This is a genomic window from Desulforamulus aeronauticus DSM 10349 (genome assembly GCF_900142375.1).
In the GTDB taxonomy this organism is placed as follows: Bacteria; Bacillota; Desulfotomaculia; order Desulfotomaculales; family Desulfotomaculaceae; genus Desulfotomaculum; species Desulfotomaculum aeronauticum.
In genome coordinates this window covers 16,007-31,195 of sequence record NZ_FRAR01000027.1, presented here as the reverse complement: position 1 = coordinate 31,195, position 15,189 = coordinate 16,007, and the positions used below count along the sequence as shown (strand labels likewise).

At 45.0% G+C, this 15,189-nt stretch carries 18 protein-coding genes; 13 read left to right on the top strand and 5 right to left on the bottom strand.

All coding sequences use genetic code 11. The features are described 5' to 3' along the window. Nucleotides 1-63: 63 nt before the first annotated feature. A complete protein-coding gene (locus tag BUA78_RS16600; protein ID WP_238456857.1) occupies nt 64-780 on the top strand; it encodes a 2-phosphosulfolactate phosphatase in 717 nt (238 codons plus the stop codon). 84 nt (nt 781-864) lie between these two features. Here the strand turns inward: BUA78_RS16600 and BUA78_RS16595 are convergent, their stop codons facing one another. After that, entirely contained in the window at nt 865-1,104 is a 240-nt protein-coding gene (locus tag BUA78_RS16595; protein ID WP_084082481.1) for a SelT/SelW/SelH family protein, read from the bottom strand. A 713-nt stretch (nt 1,105-1,817) separates the two neighbouring features. Between BUA78_RS16595 and BUA78_RS16590 the strand changes: the two genes are divergently transcribed. The 12 genes from BUA78_RS16590 (at nt 1,818) to BUA78_RS16535 (ending at nt 12,088) form a co-directional block, all read left to right on the top strand. Further along, nucleotides 1,818-2,171, top strand: coding sequence for an NADH-quinone oxidoreductase subunit A (locus BUA78_RS16590; RefSeq protein ID WP_072916795.1), 354 nt, complete (start codon nt 1,818-1,820; stop codon nt 2,169-2,171). Then, nucleotides 2,162-2,707 (top strand): NADH-quinone oxidoreductase subunit B, encoded by a 546-nt coding sequence (locus BUA78_RS16585; RefSeq protein WP_072916793.1) that lies wholly within the window; start codon nt 2,162-2,164, stop codon nt 2,705-2,707. Before BUA78_RS16590 ends, BUA78_RS16585 begins: the two co-directional genes overlap by 10 nt. Continuing rightward, nucleotides 2,707-3,159 carry an NADH-quinone oxidoreductase subunit C gene (locus tag BUA78_RS16580; protein WP_072916791.1) on the top strand — a complete coding sequence of 151 codons (453 nt, stop codon included), beginning with the start codon at nt 2,707-2,709 and terminating at the stop codon, nt 3,157-3,159. Before BUA78_RS16585 ends, BUA78_RS16580 begins: the two co-directional genes overlap by 1 nt. A gap of 21 nt (nt 3,160-3,180) precedes the next feature. Then, the gene (locus BUA78_RS16575; RefSeq protein ID WP_072916789.1) at nt 3,181-4,281 is read left to right on the top strand and encodes an NADH-quinone oxidoreductase subunit D; all 1,101 of its coding nucleotides are present in this window, start codon (nt 3,181-3,183) and stop codon (nt 4,279-4,281) included. 21 nt (nt 4,282-4,302) lie between these two features. Next, complete coding sequence (gene nuoH / locus BUA78_RS16570) at nt 4,303-5,352, top strand: NADH-quinone oxidoreductase subunit NuoH (protein ID WP_072916787.1); 1,050 nt, start codon at nt 4,303-4,305, stop codon at nt 5,350-5,352. Nucleotides 5,353-5,357: 5 nt separating this feature from the next. Continuing rightward, on the top strand, nt 5,358-5,855 hold the full coding sequence (locus BUA78_RS16565) for a NuoI/complex I 23 kDa subunit family protein (RefSeq protein WP_072916882.1): 498 nt from the start codon (nt 5,358-5,360) through the stop codon (nt 5,853-5,855). Nucleotides 5,856-5,858: 3 nt separating this feature from the next. Next, the gene (locus BUA78_RS16560; protein WP_072916784.1) at nt 5,859-6,377 is read left to right on the top strand and encodes an NADH-quinone oxidoreductase subunit J family protein; all 519 of its coding nucleotides are present in this window, start codon (nt 5,859-5,861) and stop codon (nt 6,375-6,377) included. Continuing rightward, entirely contained in the window at nt 6,361-6,678 is a 318-nt protein-coding gene (gene nuoK / locus BUA78_RS16555) for an NADH-quinone oxidoreductase subunit NuoK (RefSeq protein WP_072916782.1), read from the top strand. Before BUA78_RS16560 ends, nuoK begins: the two co-directional genes overlap by 17 nt. A 27-nt stretch (nt 6,679-6,705) precedes the next feature. Further along, nucleotides 6,706-8,643 carry an NADH-quinone oxidoreductase subunit L gene (nuoL, locus tag BUA78_RS16550; RefSeq protein ID WP_072916780.1) on the top strand — a complete coding sequence of 646 codons (1,938 nt, stop codon included), beginning with the start codon at nt 6,706-6,708 and terminating at the stop codon, nt 8,641-8,643. Continuing rightward, a complete protein-coding gene (locus BUA78_RS16545; protein WP_072916778.1) occupies nt 8,640-10,154 on the top strand; it encodes a complex I subunit 4 family protein in 1,515 nt (504 codons plus the stop codon). The genes nuoL and BUA78_RS16545 overlap by 4 nt, the downstream gene beginning before the upstream one ends. Beyond that, entirely contained in the window at nt 10,155-11,585 is a 1,431-nt protein-coding gene (locus BUA78_RS16540; RefSeq protein WP_072916775.1) for an NADH-quinone oxidoreductase subunit N, read from the top strand. Between the two features lie 134 nt (nt 11,586-11,719). Beyond that, on the top strand, nt 11,720-12,088 hold the full coding sequence (locus BUA78_RS16535) for a YraN family protein (RefSeq protein ID WP_072916773.1): 369 nt from the start codon (nt 11,720-11,722) through the stop codon (nt 12,086-12,088). A gap of 90 nt (nt 12,089-12,178) precedes the next feature. Here the strand turns inward: BUA78_RS16535 and BUA78_RS16530 are convergent, their stop codons facing one another. The 4 genes from BUA78_RS16530 to BUA78_RS16520 form a co-directional block, all read right to left on the bottom strand. Continuing rightward, nucleotides 12,179-12,433 (bottom strand): hypothetical protein, encoded by a 255-nt coding sequence (locus BUA78_RS16530; RefSeq protein ID WP_072916771.1) that lies wholly within the window; start codon nt 12,431-12,433, stop codon nt 12,179-12,181. A gap of 19 nt (nt 12,434-12,452) precedes the next feature. Beyond that, nucleotides 12,453-12,611, bottom strand: a complete 159-nt coding sequence (locus BUA78_RS20315; RefSeq protein WP_175549055.1) for a hypothetical protein — start codon at nt 12,609-12,611, stop codon at nt 12,453-12,455. A gap of 62 nt (nt 12,612-12,673) precedes the next feature. After that, on the bottom strand, nt 12,674-13,561 hold the full coding sequence (locus BUA78_RS16525; protein ID WP_072916769.1) for an MBL fold metallo-hydrolase: 888 nt from the start codon (nt 13,559-13,561) through the stop codon (nt 12,674-12,676). After that, nucleotides 13,548-14,681, bottom strand: a complete 1,134-nt coding sequence (locus BUA78_RS16520; protein ID WP_072916766.1) for an aminotransferase class I/II-fold pyridoxal phosphate-dependent enzyme — start codon at nt 14,679-14,681, stop codon at nt 13,548-13,550. The genes BUA78_RS16525 and BUA78_RS16520 overlap by 14 nt, the downstream gene beginning before the upstream one ends. Nucleotides 14,682-15,189: the final 508 nt, after the last annotated feature.

Genomic DNA, 15,189 nt, shown 5'->3' with positions numbered 1-15,189 from the left:
GGAAGAATTAGCGAAGGCAATCAATGATGTTGGCTATGCAGTGCCTAAAGGAGATGATGTAGCTTGCTGAAGGTCGATGTAGCGATCTTACCGAAAGACGTTACCAGGATGAACCTTTCTAATACTGTTTGTATCGTGTTAGACATATTTCGAGCAACAACCACTATCGTCACTTCCCTGTCAAATGGGTGTAAAACAATAGTTCCAGTATTATGCATTGAAGATGCTCGCGCTCTGGCTAACCACATAGGACCTGTTTTATTTGCAGGCGAACGACAGTCCATCAGAATAGATGGTTGTGATTTGGGAAATTCTCCTTTTGAATTTTCACAGGAGAAAGTAAGGAATCAAACGATTATTATGACCACTACCAATGGAACTGTCGCCATCAAGGCCACAGAAGGGGCGTATCGTACCTTGATTGGCTCATTCTTAAACGCAACGGCTGTTTGCCAACAGGCAAAAGGATATGGGAAAGATATTTTAATTGTCTGTGCTGGAACAGAGGGTTTTTTCTCCCTAGAAGACACGCTTTGTGCGGGATTATTAGTTCGTTTGCTAACTGAAATGGGAGAAGTGGAGCTGTCAGATGCAGCTCGCGGAGCGCTGCTAATGTATAGTCAAGCGAAGGATCAATTGATAGAGACAGCCGTTGAAAGCCGAAATGGTAAACGATTATACGACCTAAACCGAATGTATGATATCGTGTATTGTTTTCAAAAGGATAGGCTAAATATCGTGCCGGAATATCGAGAGGGAAAAATCCTGTTGGCCAAATAGCAGGCTAATGGTCACCATCTGGTAAAGCAAAAAATAGAGGTTAAAAAATAAAGTTTCAAGGACTGGTGCCTTGAAACTTTATTTTTATAGATTTAACTTAGCTACTATTTCTGCCATTTCCGGAAATCTGCCCAGTTCCTTTTTGGAAAAAAGAAGTTCTCCATTTTTGCGAACTTCAAATACCCCACCGGTGGAAGGAATTATTTCAAAGGAACTGATCTTATTTTTGTAAATCTGCAAAAGTTTTTCAGCCAGACCGACTGCTTTTTGTCGGTAACCTCAAGAAGTACAATATTCAACAGATAATTTAACTTGCTCAGCCATTTTTGATTCCTCCTGTTTGATTATTTGATAGGGTAATTATAACGTAAGTACTACTTTATGACAAATTTATAACCAACTCCCCGTAATGTCTGAATGTACGGAGGTTAGGAGTGATTTCTTTTGATCTTATCGCGTAACCGGCTAGGTTATAAAAACTATAGGGCAATTTGTGATTATTTAATTAAATATTAAGATTGGATAAACATTTGTGTAATTTTTACATATTATTATATTTTTTAGATAGGGAGAATTTGCAAAGAGTAATTTCCATGATATCTTATCAGACGTGATTACGAGTTTCGGCTAAAAATTATAGGCGATATTTTATTCATAAGGGCAACCTTGTCTTCCACCTGCTTGTTTGCCTATAATCTTTAGGCTATGCTCTAGTGGGTATCTTTTCCAATTGCCCAGCCAGATATCTTCCTGCTGTGATGTAGCTCACTGCCCTTAGAGTGTATCTGTTATAAATTTGAAGTATAGTATTATGTTCCCTAAATGAACAAAAATAGATTATTTCTGACATGATTGTTTTGAAATGGAACATTTATGTTTTTTTGCCTGCTTAATGGGGTATCTTATCACTGATAAAGTACCGATATTTTGGTATTAAATTTGCATAGAAACTAATGGATGCAAGGTTTATAAATAAGCAATGTAGAATAGTTAGAAAATTAAGACAATATAAACTTAAAAAGAAAGGAGAGATCGCCTTGTCAGATTGGGTTGGTGTTGCTTTATTTTTAGTGGTGGGCCTTGTGTTTGGAGCAGGTGGTTTGTTAACCAGTTTTCTTATTCACCCCCGGTCCAAAAATAAGTATAAGTTAGAAACTTATGAATGCGGCTTACCCACAGAAGGTCCCAGTTGGATCAGATTTAAAACACAATATTTTACCTATGCACTTATGTTTGTCATTTTTGATGTGGAAGTTATTTATCTTTATCCCTGGGCAGTGAGCTTTGAAAATTTAGGATTTGCCGGTCTGGTAAAAATGTTTATCTTTATTTTTATTCTCGTGTTAGGACTCTGGTATGCCTGGAAGGAAGGTGCCCTTGAATGGAAATAAAGGACGAAATGTATGAAGAAACCGTCAAGCGACTTAAAAAAATTGGGGCAGAACCCGCGGAGATTGGCGAACTTACCAGAGTGGTATCCGTGGGACCCTTGGAAAAACTACTAAACTTAGCCCGGGCTAACTCCCTTTGGCCGATGGGCTTCGGGTTAGCCTGCTGCGCTATTGAGGGACTCATGGCAGCCAATATGGCCAGATTTGATATGTCCAGATTCGGTTATGAGGTTATGCGGGCCTCTCCACGACAAGCGGATGTGATGCTGGTTTGTGGGACGGTAACTAAAAAAGCAGCCCCCTTTGTGGTACGACTTTACGAACAGATGGCCGAACCGAAATACGTCATTGCCATGGGCAGTTGCGCTATTTCCGGTGGGCCCTTTGTGGATTCCTATAGTGTAGTTCCCGGGGTAGATAAAATTATTCCGGTGGATGTCTATTTGCCCGGTTGTCCACCACGGCCAGATGCAGTGATTCATGCTTTCATGAAACTAAAAGAGAAGATTATTAATCCTGAGGTGGTGAAAAATTAATGAACCCCAAACCCCTTGAGGAGATTATTGAGGAATTAAAGACGCGGTACCCAGGTATCGAGGTTGCCGAATCCGGGTCTGGGAGTATTACCGTAACGGTAGATCAATTAGTGGCTTTCATGCGGGAGATCAAAGAAAAATATCACTTTAACTACCTTACCAATGTAACCGGTGTGGATTATCGAGATTACTTCGAGGTTGTTTATAACGTTAGTATTGTTGAACAGCCGCATATGCTGCACATTAAAACCAGGCTAGACCGGCATAACCCAGTGGTACCCTCCATGGTACCTATTTGGGGTGGTGCTATCTGGCAGGAACGAGAGGTCTATGATCTCTTGGGCATTACCTTTGAGGGACATCCGGATTTAAGAAGAATATTGCTGGATGACCAGTGGGAAGGACATCCCCTGCGTAAGGATTATCAGTGGGAAGGCGGTAGGGAGTCATAGCCAGGAAAGAGGTGAGAAAGCTTGACTTTGAAGACGGAAGAATTTTTATTAAACCTGGGACCGCAGCACCCCAGTACCCACGGAGTATTTAGAATTCTTTTAACCCTGGACGGTGAAACAGTGGTTAAGGCGGTACCAATACCTGGCTATCTGCACAGGGGTATCGAAAAACTTGCCGAGTCTAGAACGTACACTCAGGTTATTCCCTATACTGACCGCCTTGATTATCTGGCCGGGATGCTGATGAACTGGGGTTATGTCCATGCTGTGGAAAAATTAATGAACGTAGAAGTACCGGAACGCGCGGAGTATATCAGGGTGATTGTAGGGGAGCTTGCTCGTATTGCCAGCCACTTAGTGGCTACCGGAGCGTATGCAGCAGATGTTGGCGGATTGACCGGATTTATTTATACCTTCCGGGATCGGGAAGATATCATGGACTTATTTGAAATGATTAGTGGTGCCCGCCTGACCCCCAGTTATATGCGTGTGGGTGGTGTGGCCGATGACATACCGGATGGATTTATTGATAAGTGTCGCCAGTTTTTAGACTACTTCCCAACGGCCCTTGATGAATATAACGGCTTAATTACAGGGAATGAAATATTCCAGGCCAGAACCAAAAATGTAGCTATCATATCGGCTGAAAAAGCCATTGAAATGAGCCTTTCCGGCCCAGTATTGCGGGCTTCCGGGGTAAACTATGATTTGCGGAAGGCCAGACCCTACAGCGTATATGATCGGTTTGATTTTGAAGTACCAGTGGGTAGCAAGGGAGATTGTTTCGACCGTTACTACCTGCGCCTTTTAGAAATGGAACAATCGGCTAAAATTATTCGCCATGCCTTGGATCAATTACCGGAGGGTCCTATTAAGGGAAAAGTTCCCAAAGTGATCAAGCCTACAGCCGGTGAGGCCTATGCTGAAATTGAAAGCTCCAAGGGAATTATGGGAACCTATGTAGTGAGTGATGGCAGCACCAATCCCTACCGGGTCCATTTTCGACGTCCCTCCTTTGTTAATTTAGGTTACTTGGATGAGATGTTGAAAGGCTGGAAAATAGCAGATGCCATCGCCATTCTAGGGAGCATTGATATCGTTCTGGGAGAAGTTGACGCCTAGATAAGTTGGGAGTGAGGCAAGATGGAGAACCTGTTTGTCAGTATGGCAGCGGGCATCAGATCCCTGCTGGGATCGGGCGGACTGTCCGAATGGGCAACTGATTTCTTGGTAATGTTTTTAAAATTAGGTGCCATCCTGGTGTATATTCTCGTCAGCGCCCTCTGGCTGGTATATATGGAAAGAAAGGTTTCTGCCTATATGCAGTGCCGGATAGGTCCTAACCGGGTAGGACCCATGGGATTATTGCAAACCACCGCTGATATTGGAAAGCTGATCAGTAAGGAATTCATTATTCCCAAGGATGCAGACAAAAAATTATTTTTGTTGGGACCGATTTTAATCTTTATGCCACCCTTAGCGGTGTTTGCTGTGGCACCCTTTGGCAAGGGCATGGTCGCCATCGATATGAATATTGGTGTTTACTATTTTCTAGCCCTGGCTTCTTTATCTACCGTGATTATCTGGATGGCTGGTTGGGCCTCTAACAACAAGTACTCCCTTATTGGTAGTATGCGGGTGGTGGCTCAAATGGTCAGTTATGAAATGCCTTTAATCTTATCCATCGTTGGCGTGATCATTCTCACGGGCACACTCAATATGAGTGACATTATCCACGCACAGGAAAATGTCTGGTTTATTTTTCTACAGCCTCTGGGCTTTTTGATTTATCTCATTGCTGCGGTGGCAGAGACGAACCGTGCCCCCTTTGACTTGGTAGAAGGTGAATCGGAAATTATTTGTGGACCCTTTACGGAATACAGTGGTATGGGTTTCGCTATGTTCTTTCTGGCGGAATATGCCAATGTGGTGTTGGTCTCGGTGATGGCCACAACGTTGTTTTTAGGAGGCTGGTTGGCGCCCTTTGGCCTCACCTTTATTCCCTCCTGGATCTGGTTTTTGCTCAAAGTGTATTTGATGATTTTCTTGTTTATGTGGTTCCGCTGGACCTATCCCAGGGTTAGAGTAGACCAATTAATGGAATTTGGGTGGAAGGTACTGGTGCCTCTTTCAATCGCCAATATTTTTGTTACTGGCATCGGTAAATATCTGTACCACTCTTTAGGATGGTGATGCAAGTGAAAGGTAAAGGACTGTTGAAGGGACTGGGGATAACTCTCAAGCGCTTCTTCAAGCCGAAAGTTACTGTACAGTATCCTGAGCAGCGGTTGCCCCTACCAGACCGTTTTTATGGCAAGCCGGAATTTTACTATGATAAATGCATTGCCTGTAATATGTGTGTCAATGCCTGCCCCAACAAAGTAATTAAGCTGGAAACAGAAGCGGTGGATAAGAAAAAGGTGGTTACCCGCTATGATTTTGACCAGCAATATTGCCTTTTCTGCGGTCTCTGTCAGGAGGCTTGCCCAAAGGATGCCATTAAATTCAGCAAGGATTTTGAACTAACGCAGTATAACCGTCCGGATATTAAAATCAAATTTGTTAAGCCAGAACAAGTAGAGCAAAGGAAAGAAGAAATTCGTAAAGCGGCAGCAGAAAAAGCTGCTGCGGAGGCCGCCAAGGCAGCACAAGAGGCTGCCTTAAAACCAGAAACAGCAGACAAGGAGGGAACCTAAAAGATGGACAATGTTTATAGTTTACTTGCCTTTGTTCTCTTGGCTGGGATGATACTTGGTTCTGCTTTGCTGGTGGTTACCCTGAGAAACTTAGTGCATAGTGTTCTTTGGCTAATTGTTATGTTTATCGGAGTGGCAGGTACCTTTCTGCTTTTAAATGCAGACTTTGTGGCAGCAGTGCAGGTACTGGTTTATGCTGGCGCGGTTTGTATCATGCTTGTTTTTGGGGTGATGCTGGTACAAAGGCCCAATATGGAACACTCTAACCCCATCAACTGGCGTTTTAAGCTAGCTGCACCGTTGGTGGGAGGTCTCTTTATTGTGATTGGCTTGCTAACCGCCAAGTCACAGTTGGTTGTCTCAGGACAAGAGGTTCCAGCACAAACGGTGCAAGCCCTGGCTCCTATTTTATTGAACGATTTTGTGATTCCCTTTGAAGTGGCAGCCATTTTATTAACGGTCGCCTTGACTGGTGCCCTGTTGTTGGTGAAGGAGGTGAAGGCCAATGGGAACGGCTCTTAATCCCTCTTATTTTATGGTGCTTAGTGCCGCGCTCTTCGCCATTGGATTATACGGTGCTCTTTCCAGGAAAAATGCCATTGCGGTCTTAATCTCGATTGAAATTATGCTGACAGCCGTTAATATAAACCTGGTGGCGATTAATAAGTTTCTCACCCCGGAGGCCTTTATTGGGCAAATTTTTGCCATTTTTGTGATTACCGTGGCAGCCGCCGAAGTGGGATTAGGCTTGGCCATCATCATTGCGATTTATCGCAATCGCCACACCGTGGATTTGGACGATTTCAACTGGATGAAATGGTAATCACAGGCCGGAAGGAAGGTGTAAGGAATGGTTGATTTTGCTTTAACGCATGCCTGGTTAGTGCCCCTGCTGCCGGCGTTAGCCTTTGTTATTATTGTTTTTCTCACGAGGCCCTGGCCTAAGCTTAGCGGAGCGGTTTCGATTGCAGCTATGTTTTCTTCTTTTGTTTTGGCCTCATCCGTTGCCTATGGGGTGTTTACAAATCCAGGATTTATAGAAAGACCTCTAATTTATTCCCTCCGGTGGTTTGGCATGGAAGGCTTTACTGTGGATGTGGGGGTTATGCTTGATCCTACATCAGCCATGATGCTGTTTATGGTATCCATGGTGGCGACTCTCATCCAAATCTATTCCACCGGCTATATGCATGGAGACCCACAATATTCAGTGTTTTTCTCTTATCTGTCGCTTTTTGCAGCCTCCATGTTGGGTTTGGTAATCTCCAGCAACTTACTGCAAATGTTTATCCTGTGGGAACTGGTGGGACTATGCTCCTTCCTGTTAATTGGTTTCTACACTTTTAAGATATCTGCCCGGGAGGCAGCGAAGAAAGCTTTTATCACCACGAGAATTGGTGACTTTGGTATGTTGTTGGGCCTGCTATTTTTGCAGATTATTTTTGGCACGTTAGATTTGGCAGGCTTGGCTGAGAGAGTGCCCCATTACGAGCAATATGGTATCTCCCTGGGGCTTTTAACGCTCATTGCCATTCTGGTATTTATCGGACCCATTGGTAAGTCTGGTCAGTTCCCACTCCACGTGTGGCTGCCGGATGCCATGGAGGGCCCCACGCCGGTATCTGCCCTGATTCACGCGGCTACCATGGTGGTAGCCGGGGTGTACTTGGTGGGTCGCACCTTGTTCCTCTTCTCAGAAGTACCCGGTGCGGCAGAGGTAATAGCCTTTATCGGTGCTTTTACCGCGATTTTTGCGGCAACCATTGCTATTACCCAGCGGGAGATTAAACGTATTTTAGCGTACTCTACGGTATCCCAATTGGGTTATATGATGTTGGCCTTAGGGGTAGGCAGTCTCTCTGCGGGCATGTTCCATCTGTGGACCCACGCCTTCTTTAAAGCCCTGATGTTCTTAGGGGCCGGCTCGGTGTTACATGCTTTGCACGATAAGGCCGATGTCTGGGAAATGGGTGGGCTGATCAAGAAGATGCCGATCACCGGCTGGACCTTTGTCATTGGTGGCTTGGCGATTGCCGGGATTCCACCCTTTGCCGGTTTTTGGTCCAAGGATGAAATATTAGTGGTGACACTGGAGTATGCCAGACAGGGTCATGCTTTAGGGTATCTGCTGTTTTTCCTGGCCTCCTTTACGGCTCTGCTCACAGCTTTTTATATGTGGCGTATGATTTTCCTAACTTTCTTTGGGAAGGAAAAGCCCGAGAATCATCCCCATGAATCACCCCTGAGTATGACCTTCCCCTTATTGGTGTTGGCAGCGCTGGCTGCGGTAGGTGGTTTGATCGGCACACCCTGGGCCAATGTTTGGGGTAAATGGATTCACTTTGGACATCCCCATCATGGGGAACCAAATTACGGCCTGATGTTCTTCTCGGTGGCCCTGGCTGTAGCCGGGATTGGCTTAGCCTATCGGTTATATTATCAGGATGAAGAAAAGAAGTTGGCCAAGCAGCTGGCCGAGCGATACCAGCCCCTTTATAAGTTGTCCTACCACAAATACTATATCGATGAACTGTACCAATGGTTTACCAGGCAGGTAGTGGATGCCAGTGCCGCTGTATTCTACTGGTTTGATATTCATGTAGTAGACAATATTGTGAATGGGTTGGCAGGTGCTACGAAACTGTCCGGGCAGGGGTTGCGTTATTTCCACACCGGGAGAATTCAAACCTATGCGCTGGTGTTTTTCCTGGCACTGCTGGTGATTACTGTAGTGTTGGCCTTTGGTAGTCCCACCTTAGCCGGTAGTATGGGAGGTGTACACTCATGAGTTTACCAATCCTTACCATAACCCTGCTGGCCCCCATAGTAGCGGCTTTGGTCATTGTCTTTGTGCCCAAGGAAGAAGAAAAGCTTTGTAAATGGATTGCAGCCATCGGAACCGGAGCCGCCTTACTGTTAAGTCTATATGTTTACTTTGGCTATGATCAATCTGTGGGGGGATTACAATGGGTTGATTTTGGAGGCCCCGTACCATGGATTAAAGACTTAGGTGTTACTTACTTCATGGCGGTGGATGGTCTGAGTTTACCCATGCTGTTGCTGACCAACCTTATTGGTTTTGCCGCAGTATTCGCTTCATGGAATGTCACTCACCGGGCCAAGGAACTAATGATTTACTTGCTCATCTTAATCGCGGGTGTCATGGGAACCTTTATTGCACAGGATCTTTTTATCTTCCTGCTGTTTTACGAAGTGGTGGTTATTCCCATCTATATCATGGTGATTATTTGGGGTAGCTCCAAACGGGTGACCAAGGAATATGCCGGGATGAAATTAACCATCTATTTGCTCATTGGTTCAGCCTTTTTGCTGGTGGGCGTGATTGCTACCTTTATCCAGTCGGTTCTGATTACCGGCCAAGCGAATATGAGCTTTGAGGGGTTGGCCAGAGTGCCCTTCCCAGAGGATTTTCAGATTTATATGTTTGGCTTAATGTTAATCGGCTTTGGTTCCTTACTTTCTATGTGGCCGCTGCACTCTTGGTCACCGGATGGTTATGCTGGTGCTCCCACCGCGGTATCAATGATTCACGCCGGGGTACTGAAAAAGATCGGCGGCTACGGTTTAATCCGCATCGCCATTTATGTATTACCCCTGGGAGCTAAGTTCTGGGCACCTTATATTGCGGTACTGGGTGTGATTGGGGTGGCTTACGCAGCAATGGGGGCGCTAGCCCAAAAGGATTTGAAATATGTTGTAGGTTATTCTTCGGTCTCTCACATGGGCTATGTCTTACTGGGGGTAGCCTCCCTGGGAGTGATTGGAGTTAACGGTGCGGTAGCCAGCATGTTTGCGCACGGCGTGATGGCGGCCCTGTTCTTTTCCATGATTGGGTTCATCTATGAAAAAACCCACACTCGATGGATTCCCGACCTGGGAGGACTGTCGCACCAGGCGCCAAGACTCTCCGTAGGCTTTATGATGGCAGGCATGGCTTCCCTGGGATTACCTGGTTTAATTGGTTTTGTACCGGAGTTTACCATCTTTGTGGAATCCTTCCGGGTCTTTGGTTGGTTGGCCGTCTTGGCCATCGCCGGGATTATCATTACCGCTTTGTATGTCCTGCGTGCCGGAGCCAATACGTTATTTGGTCCAGCTAGGGAGGAATACCGTCAGGTAAAAGATTTACGAGGAGCAGAACTGGTACCACTTGTAGTGTTAGGCGGTGTACTGGTGATTGGTGGACTTCTTCCTTCCTTGCTCTTTGATATGGTCAACAGCGGCGTGGCACCAATCCTGGCCCATATTCAGGAAACCCTGCAGATAGGGGGGAGATAGATGCATTTTGATTTCTCGCTTTTAACCACTGAACTGAGTATGTTTATCCTAGGTTTAGCTACCTTTGTGCTGGGCCTGGTGGTTCCCTCCCGATCCCGGCGGGGTATCGGTGCCTTTGCTCTCTTTGGTTTGCTGGCAGTGTTGGGTCTGACAGTGCTCAATTGGGATCAACAAGGGGTCCTGTTAAACGGCATGTACTTGGTAGACCGCTACGCCATGTTCTTTAAAATTCTTTGTCTTAGTACGGCCATTCTGGTTATTTTTGGTTCCCTGCGTTATGTAAATGAGCATTTGGGGAATCACTTTGAATACTATTCCACCATTGTTTTTGCCACGCTGGGGATGATGGTGATTGCCTCGGCGGGGGACTTTATTTCCCTGTATCTGGGCATAGAGTTAATGACGATCTCCTTTATCATCTTGGTAGCCTTTCGCTCTCAGGATGGCAAATCTCTGGAGGCGGGTATTAAATATCTTCTGCAAGCAGGCTTATCTTCCGCCGTGATTTTGTATGGTTTCAGTTTGATCTATGCAGCCACCGGAACGATTGTTATCCTAGAGGTTGCTCATGCTACTTTGCAAGGGCAGGCCAGCCCCTTACTCATCGCAGGAATGGTGATGCTGGTAGCCGGGTTAGGCTTTAAGGTGTCTGCGGTGCCTTTCCATATGTGGTCACCGGATGTTTATGAAGGAGCACCGACCCCGGTCACGGCCTTCCTGGCAGTAGGTTCCAAGGCGGTCTCCTTTGCCGCGTTACTAAGATTATTTGTGGCCGGCCTCGCCGGCGTTCATCAGCAATGGGATATACTGGTGGCAGTCCTGGCAGCTCTTAGTATGATTATTGGCAACCTGGTGGCTATTCCCCAGACCAATATCAAGAGACTGCTGGCGTATTCCAGTATTGCCCAGGCCGGGTATCTTCTGGTGGGGCTGGTGACGGCCAGCCCGGCAGGAATTAAAGCCGTTATGTTTTATTCCTTCCTCTATGTTTTTGCCACGGTGGGAGCCTTTACGGTGGTGGCAGTGGTCTACAACAAAATCAAGAGTGACGAAATTGCCGACTACGCTGGCTTGGTGCAAAGAGCCCCTTTGGCAGCGGCAGTTATGCTGATTTGTCTACTTTCCATGGCGGGTATTCCACCTCTGGCGGGTTTTGTGGGTAAGTTCTATCTATTCAGTACGGTCGTATCCGGGTATCTGTGGTTGGTTTATCTGGGGCTGATTATGAGTATGATCTCGGTTTATTATTACCTCCGGGTAGTTTTGGTGATGTTTCGGGATGATCCCAAAGATCCGGCTCCTATTGAAATGGGCAGTGCAGCCAACATTACTTTAATTATTACCATGGTGGCTACCATTTTCTTGGGCATTTACCCCAACCCTCTCTCGGAAGTGGCCAACAGTGCAGCCATCTCCTTTTTCTTGAAATAAGCAGTAACGAAAATCTCCCGTTGTCAGGTGACGGGAGATTTTTTTCTGTTTTTCTAAGGTTACGGGAAAAGTTCAAAGGAAAAGTGAAGGCAATGAAAGAAACCCAATGGTAAAAAAACAAAGGGGTCTTTGAGGTGACTTTCTACAGAAAGGGCTTGGGCAGCAGAGGGGAAGAAGAGGCAGCAAGATATCTTTATGGTTTAGGCTGGCGGATCCTGGAAAGGAATTACCGTTGCCGCATCGGGGAATTAGATATTATAGCCAAGGACGAAGGTGGTACGCTGGTCTTTGTGGAGGTACGCTCCCGGGCTGGCAATAGCCACGGTCTGCCAGAAGAGAGTATAACCCAGAGGAAACAATATAAGCTTAGGATGTTAGCTCAGCAATATTTGCTGGTCCGTCCTAAGCTTGCCGACAGTCCTTGCAGATTTGACGTGATAGCCGTAGAGTTTAATCCTAACGGGGAGAAAAAAGAGCTTCGTCACATTAAAAATGCTTTTTGACACTTTCATAAAGAATAAAATTTCTATTGATGAAAGTATAAGAAAAACTAAGGCTTCTGCCTATGTCACAAGCCAAGTTTTCCTAATTGATTAAGTAATTTGCGCATATTTGCAAAACTTCTTACAGGCCGCAACAAAATGGGGCGATACACAATCATCTGGAAAACCAGGTAAGCTCTCAAAGCAGGCAGGTATGTTTTTGGGCCGAGAATAAGCACAAGCTACACAGGACGGGGTACAGCCATAGCGCAAACAGGCTTTACCACGAGATCCATAACAGATTTCTTCATAACAGTCCGGGGGAGAATCAGAACGGTGATAGTTTAAATTAGGTCCGCCACCCATGGGATACCTCCTAACTGAATTATTTTCTAGGCCATTTAAACTGCATGGTTCCTAGCACAAAAAAGCCAATCCCCAGCAGGCCAAATTCAACAGTTCGATCCACGAAGAAACTAATGATAATAAATAATATTCCCGTGACCCGTAAAGATTTCGATAGACTGGGGCGCTCCCGTTGCACTGGTACATCACTCCTGAGAATTATTTTAGCCTATGGTAACATGAAGCAACAAAAATGAAAAGCTACTTTAACCAAAGCAAACGATTATCTTGCAGGGTCGTTTTGACGCGGTTAGTTTCATATAAGTAACTCAGATAGGCTAACACCGCTGTACGATATAAAAAGAATAGGCTGGGGTTAGCGGCAGAAGTATCTAGATGAGAGCACAACTTTACCAGTAGTTCTTCCGCTGTTTGGGGTTCGTGCAGCCAATCTTCCAGTAACTGAATTTGCTTTAGCACGGTGGTACGGTTGTTTTCGAGATCACGGGAAATATCCTGAGCCGGGTCACCGTGGGAAGGAACAAACCATTGACATTGTATGCTGTCCAGTTTTTCCAGACTGGACAGATAGGTTGGAATATCAACGTTATAGGGAATACTGTATTTCTCTAAAGCAAGGGCACTAATGTAAGCGTCGCCGGTAAAAAGCACACCGTCATACAACACACCAATATGCCCCAGGCTGTGACCGGCTAGGGGGATAATTTCCAAGGGAATGTTATTGATTGTTACCGTACCGTCCGTTAACTTTTCACTTACCGTACTGGGTTTGGCCAGCAAAAATTTATTGCGCATCTCTTTCCAGGGGTAAGCTCCTCCGATGAGCATAGAGGGTTCCAACAGTGGATTCTCAAGAAGGGCAGTTTCTGCCTCCGAGGCATAAATAACAGCCCCGGTACGAGATACGATGAAGGAGTTGCCACCAATATGATCAGCATGGGCATGGGTATTGATGATGGCTTTTATCTGAAGACCCTCATGCTCCAGTTCCCGGAGCAGTTTGCGGGCAACAGACTCATCAATTCCGGTGTCTATTACCACTGCCGAACCATCAGCAGCTTTAATCACCCCAATATTGGTGGGGGCTTTCAATACGAATACCGCATCAGTCAGTTTAATCAGAGCCATGGGAAACCTCCTCAGAGACATACTGCTCCAGTCCGGCTAGGCACTGAGGCAGGTTTCTTCTACCAAAGCCAATTCGAAAATTACGTTGGCCAAAATCGTAATAATTTCCGGGTAGTAAAAGTACGCCTTTGCTAGTTACCAGATCATGACAAAAGTCTGCCACGTTTCTATCTCCTTTGATACTTGGGAAAGCAATGGGACCAGCTTTTGGTTTTTGCCAGTTGAACAAATGCTTATATTTAGTAAAAAATTGGTCAAGAAGCTGTAGGTTGTTTTCAATAATCTTCAAGTTGCGAAGTGCTAGTTTTTGATGGTTCCTTAAGGCCAGGATGGCTAGCAATTCACTGGGAGCACTGTTGCAAATGGATGTATAGTCCTTAAAGGAAGCCATTTTTTGATAGATTTCCTGATTGCGAGTGACAATCCAACCAATCCTTAAACCGGCTAGACCATAGGTTTTGGACATAACTCCCAGGGAAACTGCGTTTTCATAAATATCACAGGCTGCTGCCAATTGATCTGTTACATTATATTCCAAGCCTCGGTAAACCTCATCGGAGAAGAGGAGAATGTTTTTCTGCCTGGCTAAATCGATAATTTTCTGTAACATGTCTTGGCTCATTAAATAGCCAGTGGGGTTATGAGGTGAATTAATAATGATTGCCTTTGTGTTAGCTTTGATGTTGTTTTTCAAAATGTCTAAGTCTGGTTGCCAGTTATTTTCTTCCTTCATTTCCCACTGAGTAATTTCGCAACCAATAGAACGGGCAATTTCAAAGAGAGATTGATAGCAAGGGTACTGGACAATGATATGATCTCCCTTATTTAGGGCAATGTTCATGAAAATGAAAATAGCCTCTTCGGCACCAGAGCAAACAAGAACATTTTTCTCTGAGGCTTCTCGGTATAAATTAGCGATAGTCCCCCGTAATTCAGGATGACCTTGGGATTCGGTGTAACCCAGCCAGAGTTTTTCTAAAGCGTCGGCGGCAGAGGCATCAGCCAACTCTAGGATCTCTTTGACGGTGAAAGATTCACAATCCGAGCAACAAAGCAGGTAGGGGGAGTTAAATTCATACTTAGCAAAATATCGTTCCAGTTTAAAGTCGGGCAGTTTCACGTACAGAATCTCCTTTGTCACATTTTAGTTCATCTTCTAGAATTAGATTGATAAATCCTTTAGAAAGTAAGATAAATAAGGGTAATTACATCATTCCCTAGTGATCCTAGACAGAAGCAAAAAGAAAAAACACCGCTAATAATGCGGTGCAACAAGAAGAGGGAATCTATATTAAAAAGAGGATTGTCTAGATTGTATCACTGCAATATTAAAACAAGATTAAAATATTATGGTAAATTATCAAATTTTGGTGGGAAATTTATGAAAATTGCCTAGTGAGTAGTAGTGGTGGAAGCTATCTTCTCTGCCAAATTCCGAATAGTCATTTGATTTGCCGGTATGATCTGACGTAGCATACTCCCGAGGTAGTGACAGACTAAACACCTTTCAGTTTCAGCCCCAGCCTATGAGCTTTGAGGTGATTGACTGCAAGACCTTTACTGAGGTTCGCTTTTTATGCATGGAGTGAAAAGGCCAGAGTGTAGAAGTAAGATGTAATAATGGGGAG